At 36.3% G+C, this 20,221-nt stretch carries 20 protein-coding genes; 8 read left to right on the top strand and 12 right to left on the bottom strand.

Annotated elements, in window-relative coordinates:
• Nucleotides 1–187 precede the first annotated feature (187 nt).
• The 3 genes from FW780_RS00815 (at nt 188) to FW780_RS00805 (ending at nt 2,159) form a co-directional block, all read left to right on the top strand.
• Complete coding sequence (locus tag FW780_RS00815) at nt 188–751, top strand: Crp/Fnr family transcriptional regulator (protein WP_149831765.1); 564 nt, start codon at nt 188–190, stop codon at nt 749–751.
• 225 nt (nt 752–976) lie between these two features.
• Nucleotides 977–1,309, top strand: coding sequence for a DMT family transporter (locus FW780_RS00810; RefSeq protein ID WP_089691156.1), 333 nt, complete (start codon nt 977–979; stop codon nt 1,307–1,309).
• 139 nt (nt 1,310–1,448) lie between these two features.
• Complete coding sequence (locus tag FW780_RS00805; RefSeq protein WP_149831764.1) at nt 1,449–2,159, top strand: T9SS type A sorting domain-containing protein; 711 nt, start codon at nt 1,449–1,451, stop codon at nt 2,157–2,159.
• Between the two features lie 47 nt (nt 2,160–2,206).
• On the opposite strand, the gene FW780_RS00800 is transcribed toward FW780_RS00805, so the two are convergent.
• From FW780_RS00800 to gpmI, 5 genes are all read right to left on the bottom strand, one after another.
• Nucleotides 2,207–2,974, bottom strand: coding sequence for a class I SAM-dependent methyltransferase (locus FW780_RS00800; RefSeq protein WP_149831763.1), 768 nt, complete (start codon nt 2,972–2,974; stop codon nt 2,207–2,209).
• The gene (gene map, locus FW780_RS00795; RefSeq protein ID WP_149831762.1) at nt 2,974–3,783 is read right to left on the bottom strand and encodes a type I methionyl aminopeptidase; all 810 of its coding nucleotides are present in this window, start codon (nt 3,781–3,783) and stop codon (nt 2,974–2,976) included. Before map ends, FW780_RS00800 begins: the two co-directional genes overlap by 1 nt.
• Before the next feature lie 156 nt (nt 3,784–3,939).
• Nucleotides 3,940–4,371 (bottom strand): BT0820 family HAD-type phosphatase, encoded by a 432-nt coding sequence (locus FW780_RS00790; RefSeq protein ID WP_149831761.1) that lies wholly within the window; start codon nt 4,369–4,371, stop codon nt 3,940–3,942.
• A gap of 98 nt (nt 4,372–4,469) precedes the next feature.
• Nucleotides 4,470–5,447: an acyl-ACP desaturase gene (locus tag FW780_RS00785; protein WP_149831760.1), complete on the bottom strand. Its 978-nt coding sequence runs from the start codon at nt 5,445–5,447 to the stop codon at nt 4,470–4,472.
• A gap of 150 nt (nt 5,448–5,597) precedes the next feature.
• Nucleotides 5,598–7,139 (bottom strand): 2,3-bisphosphoglycerate-independent phosphoglycerate mutase, encoded by a 1,542-nt coding sequence (gpmI, locus tag FW780_RS00780; protein WP_149831759.1) that lies wholly within the window; start codon nt 7,137–7,139, stop codon nt 5,598–5,600.
• A 212-nt stretch (nt 7,140–7,351) separates the two neighbouring features.
• Between gpmI and FW780_RS00775 the strand changes: the two genes are divergently transcribed.
• Nucleotides 7,352–7,675, top strand: coding sequence for a translation initiation factor (locus FW780_RS00775; RefSeq protein ID WP_034696743.1), 324 nt, complete (start codon nt 7,352–7,354; stop codon nt 7,673–7,675).
• Nucleotides 7,676–7,677: 2 nt separating this feature from the next.
• On the opposite strand, the gene FW780_RS00770 is transcribed toward FW780_RS00775, so the two are convergent.
• From FW780_RS00770 to FW780_RS00760, 3 genes are all read right to left on the bottom strand, one after another.
• Complete coding sequence (locus FW780_RS00770) at nt 7,678–8,577, bottom strand: leucine-rich repeat domain-containing protein (RefSeq protein WP_149831758.1); 900 nt, start codon at nt 8,575–8,577, stop codon at nt 7,678–7,680.
• A 58-nt stretch (nt 8,578–8,635) separates the two neighbouring features.
• Nucleotides 8,636–10,789, bottom strand: coding sequence for an alkaline phosphatase PhoX (locus FW780_RS00765; RefSeq protein ID WP_149831757.1), 2,154 nt, complete (start codon nt 10,787–10,789; stop codon nt 8,636–8,638).
• A 352-nt stretch (nt 10,790–11,141) separates the two neighbouring features.
• Entirely contained in the window at nt 11,142–12,971 is a 1,830-nt protein-coding gene (locus FW780_RS00760) for a cytochrome-c peroxidase (protein ID WP_149831756.1), read from the bottom strand.
• A gap of 233 nt (nt 12,972–13,204) precedes the next feature.
• Between FW780_RS00760 and FW780_RS00755 the strand changes: the two genes are divergently transcribed.
• Both FW780_RS00755 and FW780_RS00750 read left to right on the top strand, forming a co-directional pair.
• The gene (locus FW780_RS00755; RefSeq protein WP_149831755.1) at nt 13,205–13,690 is read left to right on the top strand and encodes a hypothetical protein; all 486 of its coding nucleotides are present in this window, start codon (nt 13,205–13,207) and stop codon (nt 13,688–13,690) included.
• A 22-nt stretch (nt 13,691–13,712) separates the two neighbouring features.
• Nucleotides 13,713–14,567: a nucleoside phosphorylase gene (locus FW780_RS00750; protein WP_149831754.1), complete on the top strand. Its 855-nt coding sequence runs from the start codon at nt 13,713–13,715 to the stop codon at nt 14,565–14,567.
• Between the two features lie 266 nt (nt 14,568–14,833).
• Here the strand turns inward: FW780_RS00750 and FW780_RS00745 are convergent, their stop codons facing one another.
• Both FW780_RS00745 and FW780_RS00740 read right to left on the bottom strand, forming a co-directional pair.
• Nucleotides 14,834–15,595 carry a Rossmann-fold NAD(P)-binding domain-containing protein gene (locus FW780_RS00745; RefSeq protein ID WP_149831753.1) on the bottom strand — a complete coding sequence of 254 codons (762 nt, stop codon included), beginning with the start codon at nt 15,593–15,595 and terminating at the stop codon, nt 14,834–14,836.
• A 143-nt stretch (nt 15,596–15,738) separates the two neighbouring features.
• Nucleotides 15,739–16,296 (bottom strand): DNA-3-methyladenine glycosylase I, encoded by a 558-nt coding sequence (locus FW780_RS00740; protein ID WP_149831752.1) that lies wholly within the window; start codon nt 16,294–16,296, stop codon nt 15,739–15,741.
• Nucleotides 16,297–16,435: 139 nt separating this feature from the next.
• Between FW780_RS00740 and FW780_RS00735 the strand changes: the two genes are divergently transcribed.
• Entirely contained in the window at nt 16,436–16,735 is a 300-nt protein-coding gene (locus tag FW780_RS00735) for a hypothetical protein (protein WP_034697596.1), read from the top strand.
• A gap of 120 nt (nt 16,736–16,855) precedes the next feature.
• Nucleotides 16,856–17,665 (top strand): enoyl-ACP reductase FabI, encoded by an 810-nt coding sequence (locus tag FW780_RS00730; protein WP_149831751.1) that lies wholly within the window; start codon nt 16,856–16,858, stop codon nt 17,663–17,665.
• A gap of 242 nt (nt 17,666–17,907) precedes the next feature.
• Here the strand turns inward: FW780_RS00730 and FW780_RS00725 are convergent, their stop codons facing one another.
• Together FW780_RS00725 and FW780_RS00720 are read right to left on the bottom strand one after the other, a co-directional pair.
• A complete protein-coding gene (locus FW780_RS00725) occupies nt 17,908–19,347 on the bottom strand; it encodes a glycoside hydrolase family 30 protein (protein WP_149831750.1) in 1,440 nt (479 codons plus the stop codon).
• Between the two features lie 40 nt (nt 19,348–19,387).
• Nucleotides 19,388–20,197 carry a glycoside hydrolase family 16 protein gene (locus tag FW780_RS00720; RefSeq protein WP_149831749.1) on the bottom strand — a complete coding sequence of 270 codons (810 nt, stop codon included), beginning with the start codon at nt 20,195–20,197 and terminating at the stop codon, nt 19,388–19,390.
• Nucleotides 20,198–20,221: the final 24 nt, after the last annotated feature.

Genomic DNA, 20,221 nt, shown 5'->3' with positions numbered 1-20,221 from the left:
AAAGTTACTAAAACAAAATTGGTCTTTACGGTTAATCTTAATTTTTACAAGAAAAAAGAGAGTTATTGGATTTTACGTTCATTTCATAAAAGAAATTATTAGTACACTATTTTTCCGCAAAAACCATTAAATAATTTTGTATTGCATTGTCTAAAACTGATATTTTTGAATATTAGAATTCATCTTTATGAATATAGACCAGATTCTTGATAAGATTTACATCCTGCCTGAAACATCAAAAAATAGTTTAAAAGAGCATATTACTGAGGTTTCTCATCCTAAAGGTTTTTGCCTGATGGAAGCTGATAAAGTAGTTCCGTATCTCTATTTTATCCGCAAAGGAATTGCGCGTGCCTACTCTTCAACGGCTGATAATGATATTACCTTCTGGTTCGGTAGTGAAGGGCAGTGTGTTCTTTCTATGAAAAGCTATGTAGAGGATAAACCAGGCTATGAGAGCATCGAATTACTGGAAGACTGTGATCTGTACAGAATTGAAACGGAAAGCCTCAGAAAACTATTCAATGAAAATATTCATATTGCCAATTGGGGCCGAAAACTGGCTGAAGCCGAGATGATAAAATCTGAAGAACTGATTATTTCCAGACAATTCAAAACTTCGCTGGAACGTTATAAAGATATTATAGCCTATCAACCTGATTTGCTTAAAAGGGTTCAACTGGGTTATATTGCTTCTTATCTTGGGATTACGCAGGTAAGTTTGAGCAGGATACGGGCTGAGATAAAGTAGATTTTAATTGAAAAATTTAAGAATTGAAAGATTTAAAAATTCTGTGATTCTTAATTTATGTTTTAGCCAGGTTATTTACTATTAAGAGATGACTAAAGCCCATTTCTATTGATATGACTATCGTCTTTTCTCCCATCTTCTTTAAAAACCATCTTCATTTTTTAACAATTGTAAAATTTTTTCTCCTGTCAAATTCTGAACTTTGCAGTAGAAAAATTTAAAAAAATGAATTGGTTAATATTAGTTATCGCGGGATTATTTGAAGTTGCCTTCGCATCATGTCTGGGAAAGGCAAAAGAAACATCAGGAACTGAAATGTACCTGTGGTATGCCGGCTTTCTGATAACAATGACTATCAGCATGCTTCTGCTTATTAAAGCTACTCAGACACTGCCTATCGGAACAGCTTATGCGGTATGGACGGGAATCGGAGCAGTAGGAACGGCTTTAATGGGAATTATCTTCTTTAAAGATCCTGTAAGTTTTTGGAGAGTTTTCTTTATCGTAACGCTTATTGGCTCTGTGGTAGGCCTGAAAGCAGTGTCTTCATCACATTAAAAAGCATAAACTTCTATCTATATTTAAAAATGGCAACCGTCTTCATATTGAAGGCGGTTTTTTATGTTCTTATTATATTTAACTTCATAAAATTGAGAAGAAAGAAATTCTTTTATCTTTGTGGAAAACTATTTAACCTATGAAAAAACTTTTACTCCTTTTAGCAGGTAGTTTATTGACTGCCCAGCAAACTTCCGAACTGCTTAATAACAACTGGTATATTTCCAAAATGGTGACAAGCAGCGGCCAGACCACCAATACCCCATTAATTGATAACGGAGTTCCTGCCACTACATTTAATTCAGCAGGAGGAACAAGCTATGTTATTAATTCCAGGTATTATAATACATCCATGATGAGTTTCGGGGTCATGCCCGGAGGTAATAATCTCATCAAAACATCAAGCTCGTGTACTCTTTTGTTTTATAACGGAGGAAATGCAGGACCTGTTAGAGCCTACGATCAGAAAAACTGTGATATCTACGGTTTGGCAGCTTATGCATCAATATACAGCTATCAGATCACCACCACTGGTAATCTAAAGACTCTTGTGATTACAGATCCTTCAGGAAATAAGATTTACTATAACAACAGTGCGCAATTGAGTACTAAAGAAATTGATGCGGCTACAAAAACGTTTAAAGCATATCCAAACCCAACAAAAGAGGTTTTACATCTTGAAAATATTGAGAGAAGACTTCCGCTTAAGATTTATGATCTATCGGGAAAACTGGTATTTGAAACTACAACAAATGACGCGAAAATATCAATTGATACAAGCGGTTTTCAAAAAGGACAGTATATTTTGGTTTTGGAAAATTATAAATCATATCCTTTTACAAAAGAGTAATAGAAAAATAAAAAACCCGTCTTCAATAGCTGAAAACGGGTTTTATTTTATTTTTTATAAACTATAGGCAGGATTTCATTATGCCTCAAGCCATATTTTTTAATTTCTTCTTCCGAAAATTTCTGTGAATAGAAGTTCGGTTCTGTTTCAAAACCTGCTTTTCTTAAGCGGTCGAAATAATCCATTCCGTACCATCGGACGTGATCATACTGGCCGAAGTGTTTCTGACGCTCTTTCGGATCTTTAATGGTAAAATCTTCATAGGTCTGTTCCAGAGAATTTTTCATCGGAACCTGAAGAATTCCCCATCCGCCAGGTTTCATTACCCTATACAGTTCACTTATTGCTTTGGCATCGTCTTCGATATGTTCCAGAACGTGGTTACAGAAAATAATATCAAAACTTTCATTTTCAAAAGGTAGATCCAGAATATCAGCCTTCACATCTACAATGGGAGAATAGAGGTCTGCTGAGATATAATTCAGGTTACTCATTCTCTTGAATTTCCTTAAAAATTCCTGTTCAGGAGCAATATGCAGAACTTTATAATTCTTAATAAAAAAATCAGTTTCATTCTGAAGATACAGCCACATCTGGCGGTGTCTCTCCAAACTTAAGGTTCCTGGAGAAAGAGCATTTTCTCTTTGTTTTCCATATCCATACGGAAGGAATTTCCTGTAAGATCTTCCATCAATAGGATCAAAAAACCGATCTCCTTTGAAAAACTGATAAATAAGAGGCCTTGCCCAAATACTCATTTTAATAAGCATAGGGCGCGGAATTTTATTCAGTAAAAGTTTCGTTACCTTTTTCATTAAAAATCCAGTTGGAACTGCTTTTCTTCATCACTTACAATCCCTAAAGCTTCATATACATAGTCAAATGTTGAAAGCAATACCGGTTTACCGTTGATTACTGCTACATCATGTTCAAAGTGAGCAGATGGCATATTATCTAAAGTAGTTACTGTCCAGCCGTCATTATGGAACTTCACTTTCTCAGTACCCATATTAACCATTGGCTCGATGGCAATTGCCAAACCGTCTTTAATTACTTTTCCGCTTCCTTGTCTTCCATAGTTAGGAACCTGTGGATCTTCGTGCATTTTTCTTCCTAAACCATGCCCTACAAGCTCTCTTACCACTCCATATCCTTCTTTTTCACAATGTGCCTGGATTGCGTGGGAGATATCTCCGATTCTCTTTCCTCTGACAACCTGCTCAATTCCTTTGTATAGAGATTCTTTGGTAACCTGTAGTAATTTTTTAACCTCAGGTTTCACTTCTCCGATTTCAAAAGTGTAGGCATGATCTCCTACGAAACCATTAAGAATAACTCCACAGTCTACGGAAAGAACATCTCCTTCTTTTACAATATCTTTGTTGGGAAAACCATGAACTACCTGCTCATTCGGAGAGATACAAAGAGAATTCGGGAATCCTCCATATCCTAAGAATGCAGGTTCAGCACCATGATCTTTAATAAAATCATGAGCCAGTTTATCTAAATATAAGGTCGTAATCCCTGGTTTAATTTCTTTTGCCAACATTCCCAATGTTTTAGAAACCAGTCGGGCACTCTCCTTCATCAGACGTAATTCGTCTATCGTTTTTAATTGAATCATTGTATATAGATGTTAGATATTAGATGTTAAAAGTTAGATTACAGCATGATGTGTATTTCTATATTATAACAATCTATCAACTTTTTCTGATAAAAAACAGAAGCTTTGATTTGATATTAAAAACTAACTTCTAATATCTGGCTTCTCATTCCTTTCCTACCAGAAAAGTCCTTTTTTCTTTTCTTTTTTAAGTTTTGAATAGGCAAGAACTTCTTTCCCTTCTACACGGAATTCTATTCTTTCCTGAATAATATTGTAGATCTCACCCCATCCCGGAAATCCTCCTAAGTTTCTGTCATCAATAAACCAATCCGCATCTAATTTTCTTGACTGAGTTTCAGGATCGAAAACTTCTCCTTCAAAACTTGAATTCACGGCATAAAATTCTATTCCGTTTTTCTGACAGAATTCTACGGCTTCATCTAATGTTTTTCCGTGTCTGTAAGTCCAAAGTATAAGTCTGTATCCTTCAGCCTGAAGTCTTCTCAACGTTTCGAATGCAAAAGTTTTTGGTTTTCCGATTGCCGGGTAAGCATCATCAACAATAGTTCCGTCAAAGTCAACAGCAATCTTTTTATTATTTAACATTTTGTTTTTTTTTAGCTTTGCAAAGATAAGAAATAAAAAGAGTGCCCAAAAGAAAGGCACTCAATACTTTTATATTTTAAATAATAATGTAAATTTCATTAGCTTTTTACCCAGCTAAACTGGAACTGAAGATCCGGAGTAGAAACTCTGTCTGTGATCTTCTGAAGTCTTGCTGGAAGCTTCATCAGGTATTCCTGAGCTTTTTCTGCTTTTTCTGTAAGTCCTTTTACATGCTCAATTTTCCATTCATCCAGAAGGTCTTTCATAATATTGATATAATCCTGACCCGTGTAAACCATGCATCTTTGTGCAGCATCTGAGAAATGCCCCCAAAGTTCTCCAGCCTTTTGTCCGGACTGTCTCATCAGGTGAGCAGGCATTACGATCTTTTTACGCATCATATCTTCAAATGCAAGAATCATTTCTGAAGGGTCTACTTCAAGGATTTTTGATACGAAATGTTTGTATGCTTTAGCGTGTCTTGCTTCGTCGGCAGCAATTACACCACACATTTTTGCCAATTTCCCGTTTCCGGATTGTTTAGCCAATGTACCTACTCTTCTATGAGAGATATTGGTAGCTGTCTCCTGGAAGCTTGTATAAATGAAGTTTCTGTATGGGTCCATGCTTGTTCCCAAATCGAAACCATCATTAATCAGATATTGAGTAGTAATTTCAACTTCTCTCATGTTTACTCTTCCGCACAGATAAAGATATTTGTTTAATAAATCTCCGTGTCTGTTTTCTTCAGCAGTCCATGCTCTTACCCAATTGGCCCAGCCTAATTTTTCTTCCTGATTGATTCCGTCAACTCCCATTAACCAAGACTCATATGAAGGAAGAGCTTCCTCTGTAATACAGTCTCCAATAAGTGTTACAAAAAGATCATAAGGCATTTCGCGGGCAAAAGTCTGAATTTCTTCTAAGTCATGTTTAAATTCATCGCTTGAAGGATCTGGTAAATAATCGGAAGGCTGCCATATTTTTTCAATTGGCGTTAAAAATTTATCAAGAAAAGAACCTACTTCCTTTTCCAATAATCCCATTACTTCTTTCCTAACAAGCTTTTGATACATTTTACTATTCAGTTTTAATTTACAAAGATATGATTTATTTATTATTTAACGCATAATAAAGTATGCAACTCATACTTTATCTGACATAAATCATAAAAGAATGCCGTCATACAGAGTATAACGGCATTCTTTTGATCATATTATTGAATTTTAATCAACTAAAACATCTCCTGTCATTGCAGCCGGTATTTCAACGCCCATTACTTTAAGAATTGTAGGGGCAACATCTCCTAGCTTTCCTGGTTTTAAATTCCAGGTCTGGTCTTTGTCCATCACAATAAAAGGTACAAGATTCGTTGAATGCTGTGTATTAGGAGTTCCGTCCGGATTCATCATCACGTCTGAGTTTCCGTGATCGGCAAGAATAAAGACAGCATATCCGTTTTCATAAGCCGCGGTTGCTACTTTTTCGATGCACTGATCTACTACTTCAGCAGCTTTTACAGCCGCTTCAAAAACTCCTGTATGCCCCACCATGTCTGTATTGGCAAAATTCAGACAAACAAAATCAGCAGTTCCCTGTTCCAGTTCCGGTACAATTGCATTGGTAATATCATAGGCTGACATTTCAGGTTTCAGGTCGTAAGTAGGAACATCTTTCGGGCTTGGGCAAAGCAATCTTCTTTCGCCGTTGAATTCTTCTTCTCTACCTCCTGAAAAGAAGAAAGTAACATGTGGATATTTCTCTGTTTCTGCGATTCTGATCTGGGATCTTCCGTTTTTTTCAAGAACTTCACCCATTGTTTCCGTCAGCACATTTTCGTCAAAAACAACCTGTACATTCTGGAATGTTTTATCATAATTCGTCAATGTGATATAATAAAGATTGAGTTTTTTCATTCCAAATTCCGGGAAATCCTTCTGAGAAAGAACTTCTGTAATCTCTCTACCTCTGTCTGTACGGAAGTTGAAGCAGATCACAACATCATTATCAATGATTTTTGCTACCGGCACTACATTTCCTGTAGCGGTAGTATTCATTAAGATGATTGGTTTCAGGAATTCGTCTGTTACATTATTATCGTAGGAAGTTTTAATCGCAGCCAAAGCATCTGTTGTTGGCTCGCCTACTCCTTCAACAAGGGCATCATATGCTAATTTTACACGCTCCCATCTCTTGTCTCTGTCCATCGCATAGTATCTTCCCACGACTGTTGCCAGTTTTCCTGTAGTGGCATCCATATGCTTCTGAAGCTCATCAATAAATCCAAATCCGGAATGCGGATCACAGTCTCTACCATCGGTAAATGCATGAACAAAAACGTTTTCATTCAAACCGAACTCTTTTGCAGCAGTCAATAATCCTTTTAAGTGATTGATATGTGAGTGTACTCCTCCATTGGAAACCAATCCGATAAAATGTACTTTTTTGTTTTCTTTTTTTGCGTATTCAAAAGCATCCTGAATCACTTTTTCCTGACCCAGTGTTCCGTTTTCAACAGCCATGTTCAGTTTCACCAGGTTTTGGTAAACCACTCTTCCCGCTCCCAGGTTCATGTGTCCAACTTCAGAATTCCCCATCTGTCCGGCCGGCAGCCCAACAGCCAATCCACTCGCTTCAAGCGTAGTATGTGGGAATCTTTGGTAACAACTGTCTATGAATGGTGTATTTGCTTTATCTATTGCAGAAACGTCAGGGTTTGTTCCCAATCCCCATCCGTCAAGAATTGCCAGTATTGCTTTTTTTGACATTTTGTAAAACTTTTGTTAGACAAATTTACCTAATTTCCTATGAATAGAAGAATTTGAAGTCCTTAATTTTATTGATTACTGATCAACAAACGGTTTCTTTTAAAGTTATTGACTTCCATCCTGTCAAGGTTTAAAACCTTGACACGGGGAAAAATTACAATTTCGTTGATTATTTAAGTTCATTAATCCGTAAATCTTTTTAATTTTGCGGTATGGACTTACGAGATCAATTGAAGAATCTTTTTCCTGATCATGAAGAGCAGGATTTTGAGATGCCTGAAGAGCAATTCAAGCAGAAAGAGCCTTTGGTATGCAAATTTGAGAAAAAAGGGAGAAATGGAAAGCCAGTCACGATTGTTGAAGGCTGGGAAGGCAGTGAGGAAGACCTGAAAAAAATCTCAAAGAAAATAAAAACCACCTTAGGTATAGGCGGCTCTGAGAAGGATGGAACGATTATCATTCAAGGGGATAACCGTGATAAAATAATGAATATCCTTAAAGAAATGGGATACAAAACCAAACGTGTTGGCGGATAGATCTAGAAGTAGATCTGCGTATCCGGCAGTAAGGTTTTTAAATTTTCAATTGTAGATTTTTCTATAGGATTTCCTGTAAGAATCAAAGTTTTCAGATTTTTCAGCTGCTTGATTTCTACAGGAATATCTTTCAGATTATTGTTGGCCAGATTCATACTGACTACATTTTTCAACCCTTTTACTTTGGGTGAGATTTCCGAGATATTGTTTCCACTTACATTCAGAAATTCAAGGTGCTGAGCTTTGAAAAGGTTTTCCGGAAGCTTGTTGATTGCATTCTGCTGCAGTTCAAGATATTTTAAATTTTTAGGGAATGACAGGTTTCCAAGGTCATTAATCTGATTGTCAGAAAGGTTCAGGAATTTCAGGTTTTTGATCTGATCAAGTTTGTCTGCAATAAAGCTAATTTGGTTTCCCTGAAGGTTAATTTCTTCCAATGCTGCAATTTCCATAAGTGCTTCGGGGAAGGTATTCAGGTTATTGGCATCAAAATGTACAACTTTTAAATTCTGAAGCTTTGCAATATTGGGATTAATGCTTGTAAGACTATTAAGATTCATTGAAAAAGTAGTTAGTTTCTTAAGATTGCTTACCTCATCAGGAATATATTTAATGCTGTTTTCGTTCACATTTAAAATTTCCAATTCTTTCAATGCAAAGAGTTCCTGATCCATTTTTTCAAACTTATTGGCCATGATATTCAGAAAGAATAGTGAATCCAGCTTCACGATCTGAGGAGGAAGATTGAACAATCCCTTTTCTCTGAAGCTCATACTATAGACCGTTTTTTTACTGTTTAAAGCATCTTCAATATTGGTAAAAGTAGGATATTTCACCGGATCAATCTGCGCTTTGATCTGAGAAAGTGAGAGTATGGAAATAAGTAAGAAAAGCTTTTTCATAAACATAAAAAGGTCTGCCAGCAACAGAAGTCACTGACAGACAAGAATTATAAATAATTTATTTCTTTAAAAGTTTAACTGTTTTTTGGAAACCTCCTTCAGCTTCAATATTTAAAACTAAAACACGAGATCCTTCCAACTGTTGTGTAAAGTCAAGGTCCAAGATTTTGTTTGTACCGTTGAACTTCTTCGTATAAACGATTTTTCCGTCCATGCTGTAAGCTGTCACTGAAATATCTTTCAATCCTTTTACAGAATTGATTTTTACGATTCCTGAAGTTGGGTTTGGTGCTACCGTTACTGTATTTTCTGCAGTTTTGCTGTCGATAGTACCTAAAGTACCTTCAGTTCCTAAGTTATTTTTAAGTGCAATAACGATGGTTGCTGATTTTCCTTTATAATTGATTGTATTTCCTGTAGCATCTACATCTGTAGAGATTGTTGAATCCGGGTGCTGAATAGAGAAGAAACCAAATTTATGATCAGGCGTAAATGTAAGTCCTGTAGGTTCTGAACCTGCCGGCATAGAAGCAAATAGTCTTACTTTAGGATTGGCCTGTGTATGATCCGGAGCAATTACCCAGATATAGTTTTTACCTCCATCCTGAAGTACCCAAAGGTTTCCAAGTTCATCAAAAGTAAGGTTATCATTTCCGTCCCCCCAAGCTTCAGATTTCATTCCCTGAGCGGTATTGAAAGAATATACTGAAGAACCACCTCCTACAAACGTTTCTACCTGAGAAGCTGTAGTTCCGTTATCCTGTAAACGGTATACTCTGTCTAATCCTTTTGCTGTAAAATAGATTTTCCCGTCTAATGGGCTGATATCAACATCTTCTACTCCATTAAACTTTGTTCCACCTAATGACTGAGCAAGTGTTGCCGTATTATTCTGGTCTGCTTTTGTTTTATTAGGAACCTGAATCCATGTTGCTGTAGTTCCTACCGGATCTCCCGCAGTTGATAATCCCTGATCTAATTTTAAAACATACAGGTTTCCTGAAGAAAGGTTATTTGGGGTATCCATTACATATTTGTACACCATGTGAGTTCCACCGTCTTCTCCATAATAAGCAGTTGTTCCTGCATTATTAACCACCACGTTTTCGTGGTTCATGATTCCCATCTGCCAAAGTTTTCCTTTGGAACCGTCTGTATTTTTAGAAATTACCTGAGCTGTTGCCGGATCAATCTCTACCAACCAGCCGTAATCTTTATATCCATCATTGTTTACATCATTGGAAGTTACAGATTCTTCAGCTGTTACAACGGTTCCCCAAGGTGTAATTCCTCCTGAACAGTTTCTGATGGTTTGTACCAAACTTGGATCTGAGAAACTTACCGCTCTTGATTTTGTCAGCTGCCAAAGCTTTGAAGTCGCATTATAATTGATTTCCGCCATGGTAACTCCTCCGGGATTCGTTTCATGGTTTACAGAAAGATATCCGTTGGTACTGCTTCCGGTTTTTGGAACATACGCTGTAAAGTCATTCTGACCTCCCACTAATCCTCCTCCTTCAGTATAATTGTCTCCTTCTTTTAAAATAAGCTGGTATTTGTGTTCAGCAGGGATAATCAATTTATCAGTCTGTGCTGTAGGAACAATTGAAGTAAAGCAGCTGATGTGCGTTCCGTTACAAGTTACGGGAATAGTTGTATTGGCTGTTGTTTTCAGATAAGCATCAATTCTTAAATCTGAACTTGTTGTACTTCTGTTATGTAATTCTATAGAAAGTCTGTTGACACCGTTTACAAATTTTGATTTTGGAATAGTGAAAAGGTTATAAACACTTTCTGCAGCTCCATCAATAGTTGTAGATGAAAAGGTATTGAATGTAACGGCACCTGCAGGCATGTTGTCTCTTACTACTTCTTCTCCGTTCAGGTACACAATAATACCGTCATCTCTCATTACTCCAAACTCCATATTATCGGAAAGTGTTGAAAGATCTACTGTAAAATCTTTAGCAAAATAGGCTGTTGTAAGCCCTGAATTGATTGTTGTGGTTACAGGATCTCCATATCCTAACGGACCGTTTCCTACTGCCCATGTTGAAATATCATAGGTCTGGGCATTCCATCCGGCAGGCTGAGCCTGGTTGTTATCTTTATAGCTCCAAGACGCATTCTTATTGAATATCAGAGTCTGTGCCTGGAAACTTGTACTGGCCAATATAGCCAACGCTCCCACTGTTAGTAGTTTTTTCTTCATTTTCTATTTGATTTATTAGACACTGCAAAACTATTTTTTTAGCGCTTTTCCTCTGTTAATAGGATTTTAAATATAAATCAGCAAATATTAACTTATCAAAAACCTAATGTTAATGGGATTAATTTTTTGTTAATGATGCGGGTTACGGGTTACGGGGTTCGAGAGTAAGAGAGTTTGAGGGAGAGAGAAAGAGATGGTTATGTGATTGGAAAAGATTCAGATTGAAATGTAAGATATGATTAAATAAAGATAAAAAATGAGCAACTTGCTTAAAATTCATCATATCCATATTTCTTTTCAAAGTCTTTTCCACCCTCAAACTCTCTTACACTCAAACCCTCACGCATCCCGCCTATTTCGCTTTACTTGTATCTGTAAGAGCATTCAGAAATGCGATAATCTGTTTTATTTCTGTTTCGGTAAGATTTAATTTATCCGGTGCAAGGGTTTGATTTTTCATTTTTAATCCCAATCCTTCTCCGCCTCCTTCATTATAAAAGTCAAGAACTTCTTCTAATGTATTGAAAGCTCCGTTATGGAAATAAGGTTTGGTAAGAGCAATATTTCTGACAGTGACTGTTTTGAATGAGTAATCATAAATCCAGGATTTTTCTTTTTTAACAGGACTGTTTCCTCTACCTAAATCCTGGTCAAGTTCTACCGGAAGCTGTTTGATTGGTCTGGTAGATATTCCCAGTACTTCAGATTCATTTTCATTAAAGAATGGCGGCACCAATCCTGAAAAGTGAGGCGCAAAGTGACAGGTTGCACAATTCGCTTTTCCCATAAACAGGTTGAATCCTTTTTTCACATCATCAGAAACATTTTTTTCATTCCTCATGAAACGGTCAAAATCACTGTCAAATGAGTACAATGAAGCCACATAAGAACTTAATGCTTTTGAGAAATTTTCCTTACTGATCTTTCCATCTTTGAAGGCAGCACGGAAGGCTTTTTTATATTCAGGTTTTGTTTTTAATTTCTGAATAATACTTTCATAACTTGTATTGAATTCCTGCTCATTATAAATGACGTGTTCTGCCTGCTGTTCCAGATAAAAAGCACGAAGGTCATAGAAAAACCTCTTGGCAAAAACAGCATTATATAATGACGGAGAATTTCTCAGCACTGTTTTTCCTTCCACATTGCTTTGTGATTTTGCTTTAAGGTCTGTAAAAGCATTTTCCTGAAGGTGGCACGTTGCACAGCTCATTTTCTCGTTGCCACTTAAATTCTGATCATAGAAAATTGATTTTCCAAGATTGCGGAGTTCAGGACTATCTTCTGAGGATTTCAATAAGGTATAAAAATACGGATCTAAAAAATCACTGCTGAAAAAGTTTTTGTTTCCTACATTCCAACCGGAAAATTCTTTAAGATCATCAGGTCTCCCGTCCCATTTTCCAAGCTCTTCATACAAAGGCTGTACATATTTTTTATAAAACTCAATCCTGTCAAAATTTTCAAAATCAGTATTTTTTGAAAGATAGCTGATAGCTTCCGTTAAAGTCTGATTAGCTTTCTGTGTATTATAATTTTTAAAATAAGGATCATCATTAATGTATTTCTGCATCCCTGAAAAAGCATGACTGGTTTCCTCGGCGATATTCAAAGAACCCGGCGTATCAAAACCTGTCACTCCGAGAGAATAGATTCTGATCAGCTCAATACGTAACGGTAATGTCTTGTTATTACCCTTGCTTAAACCATTTTTTAAAGCACTTAGATAAAACCCGGAATAGCTGTTGTATAAAAAGGTGGTAATTGTTTTGATTTTTTCTTTTTCATTTCCTGCCTCCTCTGAAAATATCAATTCATCCAGCACCTGCAATCCTTCAGGAGGAAGTGTATAAGCGGATGTTCCTGCTGCTTCAATATGAAACAAAGGAGCTGCATTCAGATGGGTTTTGGTAAACTCAGGGTAGTGATAAGCCACATAAAACTCTATTTCTTTGAATGAATTTCTTGTGCTGCTCAGTGATTTTTGTAGTTCTTCAAGGGAAATCCGGTCTTCTGAGAACTTATCAACATCTGATTTCAGCTGTTCAAGCTTGATTTTGAAGTCAGATAAACCTTTATTGACAAATGTATGTTCGCTTTCTTTTCCTTTATAAGCAGGATTGAAAGACATTACTGCAAATCCTATCAGAAGGACAATTACAAGCAGTGGATAAGATCTCATGAATTTTTAGCGGCAAAAGTATCGATCTGATGTTATCTCAGTTTTAATAGCAGATTAAATAATGTTTATATTTCTGATATCATATTTTTCACTAATTTTAAACCCCGAAATCAAATTCATTATTCTAAAGAAAACGGTTTTTCGAAATACCGGTTAAAAAATAATGGCGGGAGATTATGGGAACGAGGATTTTTTAAGTTGAATTCAACACATCAAAAAACTAAAATAGTATTATGAAAACAAAACTATGGTTTGCTGTTGCAGCAAGTTTTCTTTCTCTGACTGCATTTTCACAGAAAAAAAAGCAACCGGAAAAACAAGCTGGAAAGCCACAGGAAATGGCTGTATATGCTGAGAAAAGAGGTTCTGATTATTATCTGGTCCGCCTTGAAAAGGATAAAAACATTCCCAATGTGTATGTTTATTCCAACGGTGTTACCCAACCCTATAAAAATTATTCTGATCTAAAAGAGATTGTGTCTGAATTCCCCGGAATGATGACATCCAACAATTCTACAAAGGAAGAACTAATTTCTATTCTTAAAAAAGACGATCATTTTTATGAAATCACATCACAGCGAAAAGATCCCAAAAACATTGAAAAAACTGTCGTTACGGTATACGAAGTGATGAACGGCCAGAAAAGAATCGTAGAAGAATACAATGATATCTATGAAGTGATGGCATCTCCTTATAAAGACGCAATTATCATTAATTAAAAAAACAAAAAATATACATATTATGCTAAACAAACTTGCTGCCTCAGAACTTGTTCTGAATGAAGACGGAAGTGTATACCACCTGAATCTTTTACCTGAAGATATTGCTGACAAAATCATCCTTGTGGGTGATCCTGACAGAGTGGCAAAAGTTTCAAAATACTTTGATACTGTAGAGATCAAAAAAAATAAAAGAGAATTCTATACGCATACAGGAACCCTTCGCGGAGAAAGAATCACTGTAATGTCTACCGGTATCGGAACTGAAAACATTGATATCGTAATGAACGAACTGGATGCTTTGGTGAACATTGATCTTAAAAATAAAGAATTTAAGACTGAACACAAAGCTCTTGAACTGTTCCGTATGGGAACTTGCGGAAGTGTAAATCCGGATGTACAGGTTGACAATATGCTGGTAACCCAAAATGTTGTAGGACTAGACGGATTAATGCATTTCTATCAGGATTACAATTTTGAAAATGAGTTTTCCAAAAACTTCCTGGAAAAATTCCCTTACGAAAGAATCAAGCCGATGCTTTATTTCTCAGACTGGGCTGAAGAAATGGGAGACTACTATAAAGATGCCAAATACCACGGAAATACGGCAACCTTCCCGGGATTCTATGCTCCACAGGGCAGACAGCTTCGTTTAAAGGCAGTAGATGACAAATTCTTAGAAACATTGAACGATCTTGGAATTACCAATTTTGAGATGGAAACCTCTGCCATCTATGCACTTTCAAAATTATTAGGCCACAAAGCCATTACCGTAAATAACGTTATTGCCAACAGAAGACGCGGTGAGTTCTCTGCAGACCACCATGCTTCAGAGAAAAACCTTATTGATTGGGTATTGGAAAGAATTATTAAGTAATTATTTTATTTACATAAACATAAAAACCTCCGGAAACAGTTTCCGGAGGTTTTTTATTGGTTTTGGCTAAAGCATATGGAATTTTGCTAAACTTTGTTCTTTTCACGATGAATAAAACTCAACACTCATCTTGTCATTCCGCAGGAATCTAAATACAAAACTTAAAAAATAACGTAGAGATTCCTACGGAATGACAAAGGTGTCAATAGAAATTTCGTAAGCAAAAATGGGTTAAAAGCCTGTAATAAATGATACAAATGCCATGATTACAAATGAAATGTTCTTGGGTCAGGATACTGAAATACATAATCCAGCTCAGAAACTAATTTTGAAGATAAGACCTTCTTTCCTTTCACTTCAAAAACTTCCTCATCAGGTATATTTTTCTGTGCATTAATCACTTGGCTTTTTGCCGGATGAATCGGAGCTGTAACGTTATAAAGTTTTGCTTCAGTTTTGCTTTCAATCATTTGTGAGATAATGGCAGTGATATCAGCGTAATGAATATGATTCACCGCATGATCAAGATTGCCTACATTGTAGTTTTTCAAAAGTCTGTTATCTCCCATCAACCCGCCTAATCTCAAAATACTAAGCTGAGGATATTTGTTTCTCAACATCCTTTCTCCCGATACACTCTCCAAAGGAACATCTTCTTCTATAAAATCTTTGGGAAGATCGGGATAAACTCCTGTGGAACTCATCAGAAACATCTGGCCTTTAAAATCTCCGATAAACGATGATAAATTCTGAATTCTGTTATATAAAGAACTTACACAACAGCTTTTTTCAGAAACAGGAATGGTAATAATTAAAGCATCAATAATATTAATTTCCTCCCATTGAGGAACAGGTTCCGTCAACTGATAGTCCGGGAAAGATGCCACTACAGCATTCAGTCCTTTGTTATTAAGGTCGCTGGCCTTATTTTCTGTTGTTGTCGTTGCAGATATTGTATATTTTCCGGACAAGGAAGAGGCTATTCTCTCTCCCAGCCAGCCATAGCCTATAATTCCTATGTTCTTCATATTTCAACAGAGGTTTTCATTGTTTTAATGATACAAAAATATTAATAAGTTATGAAACAAAGTATTCATAGGCCTTTCAAGATTTTTTATTTTGTAATTTATTTAAAAGCGGCGATATTTATAATTTGAATAAATATCAACTACTATTTTCTGATAAAACAACTTTTTATATGGTCATTGACCATTCCTGTAGCCTGCATATGGGCATAAATTACCGTAGAACCCACGAATTTGAAGCCTCTTTTTTTAAGATCTTTGGAAATAAGATCTGAAATTTCCGTTGTAGCAGGAACATCAGAAAGCTTTTCAGGACTATTGTCGATGGGTTTTCCGCCAGTAAATCCCCAGATATATTTGGAGAAACTTCCAAATTCACTCTGGACTTCCATAAATCGCTGAGCGTTGGTAACTGCTGCCAGAATTTTAAGCCTGTTTCTGATAATTCCGGAGTTGTTCATTAATTCTTCAATCTTCTTCTCTGAATAAGCAGCTACTTTTTTATAATCAAAATGATCAAAAGCATTTCTGAAGTTTTCTCTTTTAGATAAAATAGTATACCAGCTCAGTCCGGCCTGAAAGCTTTCAAGAATAAGGAATTCAAATATTGTTTCGTCATCATACACAGGTCTTCCCCACTCTTCATCATGATACTTTCTGTAGAGATCATCTTTTTCGCACCATCCGCATCGTACTTTTTCCATAATTATCAAATTTTATCAACTAAAGATACTGCTGATTTGGAAAAATATAACAAAAGATTATGAAAAGTTTAACAGAGACGTCCTGTTTTAGGAATGGTTATTGTTTAATTATTGATACCAAACTAAAATTTATACTATTATGAACAATTCAGAGTACAACAAAGCGGAAAATGCAGTAAACAATGTAGAAAATTCTTTACAAAATGCAACGGACAAAGCCAAATGGAAAATCAATGAATTGGCAGATAAGGCTAAAGATTATATTAATGAGAAAAGGAATAATGATCAGGAGGCCAGCCAGGAAGACTGGCTAGACAGGGTAAAAGCTAATGTCTCCGATGCCTGGGAGGATATCAAGGATAAAGCAGATGAGGCATGGGAAAAAACCAAAGATGCGGCAGAGGATGTAAAGGCAGAATGGAATAAGAAAACCAATTAGTATTTCAGTCATATAAATATTTTCAATAAAATGGAGTCTTAAATTGATAAGGCTCCATTTTTTATTATGTCATAACCACAATTATTGCTACATTTGTATTATAATAAACATTAAAAAATTATGTCATACGGTTTACTTAAAGGCAAAAAGGGAATTATTTTTGGAGCCCTTAATGAACAATCTATCGCATGGAAAGTTGCTGAAAGATGCCATGAGGAAGGTGCTGAATTTATCTTATCCAATGCTCCTATTGCTTTGAGAATGGGGGAACTTAATGGATTAGCAGAAAAAACAGGTTCTGAAGTAATAGCAGCAGATGCTACTTCTATAGAAGATCTTGAAAAACTTTTTGATGCCGCTGTTGCAAAATTTGGAAAAATCGACTTTATCCTTCACTCTATCGGAATGTCTATCAACGTAAGAAAAGGAAAACATTATACAGAAATGAATTACGATTGGTTGGAAAAAGGTTGGGATATTTCAGCTGTTTCTTTCCATAAAGTAATGCGTGTAGCTTGGGAAAAAGACTGTATGAACGAATGGGGAAGCATCCTGGCGCTTACTTATATTGCTGCTCAGAGAACATTCCCGGATTACAATGATATGTCTGATAATAAAGCTTATCTTGAAAGTATTGCAAGAACTTTCGGAAACTATTGGGGTGAAAGAAAAGTACGTGTAAATACTGTTTCTCAGTCTCCTACAATGACTACTGCCGGAAGCGGTGTGAAAGGTTTCGGAGGATTCCTTGGATATGCAGAAGATATGTCTCCGCTAGGAAATGCTACTGCTCTTGAGTGTGCAGACTACTGTGTAACTCTTTTCTCTGATCTTACTAAAAAAGTAACAATGCAGAACCTTTTCCATGATGGTGGCTTCAGCAGCTCAGGTGTTACTCAGAAAGTGATCAGCAAGTATGATGCAGAATAAATAATAGAAAAATAACGAACTAATAAAAGTTTCGTTTACTATACATAAAACCCCATGAATATGTTTCATGGGGTTTCTTTTTCTGTTATCCGGAATCTCATCTATTCCCGGTTAGAGCAAATTATAAAAGGTTTTTAAAATAGAAAAGTTCAGCAATTAAAAAGGATTTATAAGCTCTATAAAATAAACCCGGCGGCCTCTTCGAGGCCGCCGGGTCTGTCAAAAATAATATTAATATGATATTAAAAAATTACGGTCTGTATAGAGTGTGCCGGAGCATTCAGTTTGGCAGCCATTCCTTCTATCCATAGATTGGTTTCAATATCGTTGTCTGAATCATTCATGATCACGGTTACCAGCTGTCCGTTTTCGTTCATAAAAGCAGAAGACGTCAGTGCAGCTCTGTTAGAAGAGCTTCCGATTCTCTGAGCATTTGGTTTGATATATTTTGAAACATGTCCTATATAATAATATTCATAAGTATAGAACACCTCTCCTGTTTTGGTATCTGCAATAATCGGGGCAAAGCAGAAGTTTCCTTTATGGTTAGGCCCTCCGGTTTCATCCAATAAAATATTCCAGTCGGTCCATAATGCATTTCCTTTGTTGAAATCATTCAGCATATTTTTACTGTACAATTCTCCCAGACTTACATCATAGATCTTATCCATACTGAACTGTTCTTTACATCCTTCAGTGAATGCCAGGAACTTATCCGGAAAAGCTCTGTGAGTTTCTGCCAAATTGTCAAAAAGCTGCGTTTTATTGTTCCATGTTTCATACCAGTGATAGCCAATACCGTTGGCGTATTTTGAAGTTTCGGGATCGCTTAATGTAGTCGTTGCTCTTTGGTAGATAAGGTCTCTGTTGTGATCCCAGATCATGACTTGTTTATCTTTATATCCGTTTTTCCAAAGGGTTGGCCCAAGGTTCTTTTTCAGGAATTCTCCTTCTTCTTCAGCGGTGTAAATACATGACTCCCAGCTTTGGGTAGCCATGGGTTCGTTCTGAACGGTTAGCCCCCAGATATTAATTCCTCTTTTTTCATATTCTTTGATGAATTTGATATAATAATCTGCCCATGTCTGGTAGTATTCATTTTCTAATCTTCCGCCTTTATATAAGCTTTTGTTTGATTTCATCCAGGCTGGCGGACTCCACGGAGAAAAATAAAATGTAAAATTATTCCCAATCGCTTTCTGCGCTTCTTTGATCATCGGAATTTTATACTTCTCATCATGAGCAACGTTGAATGTCTTCAGGGAAGTGTCATTATCTTCTACATAAGTGTAAGAATCACTGGAGAAGTCGCAGGAGTTCATATTGGTACGGACAACAGTGTAGCCCAATCCGTTCTTTCCAAAATAAGCGTCAAGAATTTCCTTTTGCTTGTTCTTTGGCATTTTATAAAAAGTCTCTGCCGAGGCGTCCGTAATAGCACCTCCAATTCCTATCAATTTCTGATATTTAAAACTCGGAGCCACAAAAATACAGGCTTCCGTTTCTTTGGGCTGACCAAACTGTTCAAACTTCACGGCTCCTTTATCCACCATTTTCTCATTCGCTTTCGAGTTGGTAAGGATCACCTTAGCTGTTTTTCCTGCATTCTTTTTCCAATAATTCTGCGCATTGACATTGATGACAACACCCACTACAAAACAACTTACAATTAGTTTTCTCATGATTTCTTTTCTGTTTTTGGACCTCTTGTCCTCATTTTCATTATTTATTCTTATAGACTCTTACGTAGTCTATGTAATACTTCTGTGGAAAAATAGAGTCATCAATTCCTTTCTGACCTCCCCACATTCCTCCTACTGCAAGGTTTAAAATAATATAGTAAGGTCTGTCAAAAGGCCATGCTTCATTATTTTTCTCTTTATTTTCGTAGGTAAAAAACTTCTGATCATCTATATAAACGTCTATCTTTTCCGGTGTCCAGTCTGCCTTATAGACATGAAACTTCTCGCTGGCATCTTTTACAAACAGGGTATCTGTTTTCTGTGTTCCCTGGATATGGTTGTACTTTTTGGTATGTACAGAAGCATGTATAAATCCCTGGTTATACCCAACATGTTCCATGATATCAAGTTCACCGTCATCCGGCCATTTCTTCATATTTTCGCTCATCATCCAGATTGCCGGCCATGTTCCACGACCTTTGGGAAGTTTTGCCCGGACTTCGATTGTTCCATATTGAAAAGCAAATTTTCCCTTGGTTAAAAGTCTCGCAGAAGTATATTTATTGTTCTCCCAATTTTCTTTTTTAGCTTCAATAATGAGGTTGCCTTTTTCCATTCTGGCATTTTCAAGCCTTTTTTTAGTATAAAACTGAGCTTCCTCATTTCCAAAACCTCCGCCTCCTACATCATAGTTCCATTTTAATGAATCCGGAAGTCCTTTACCATTAAATTCATCATTCCAGATCAGAGTTCGGTGAGAATCAGGTTGGTTTGAAGCACAGTTTAAAGCAAAGAAAAACGAAGCTCCTGCTGTACATATTCTGATGATATTTTTAACTTTCAGATTCATTTTTATTAAATTTTGGCTAAAGTC

The sequence above is a fragment of the Chryseobacterium sediminis genome (assembly GCF_008386505.1).
GTDB classification, from domain to species: domain Bacteria; phylum Bacteroidota; class Bacteroidia; order Flavobacteriales; family Weeksellaceae; genus Chryseobacterium; species Chryseobacterium sediminis.
Note: the sequence above shows the minus strand (reverse complement) of the source record. Positions and strands in the feature narration are given on the sequence as shown.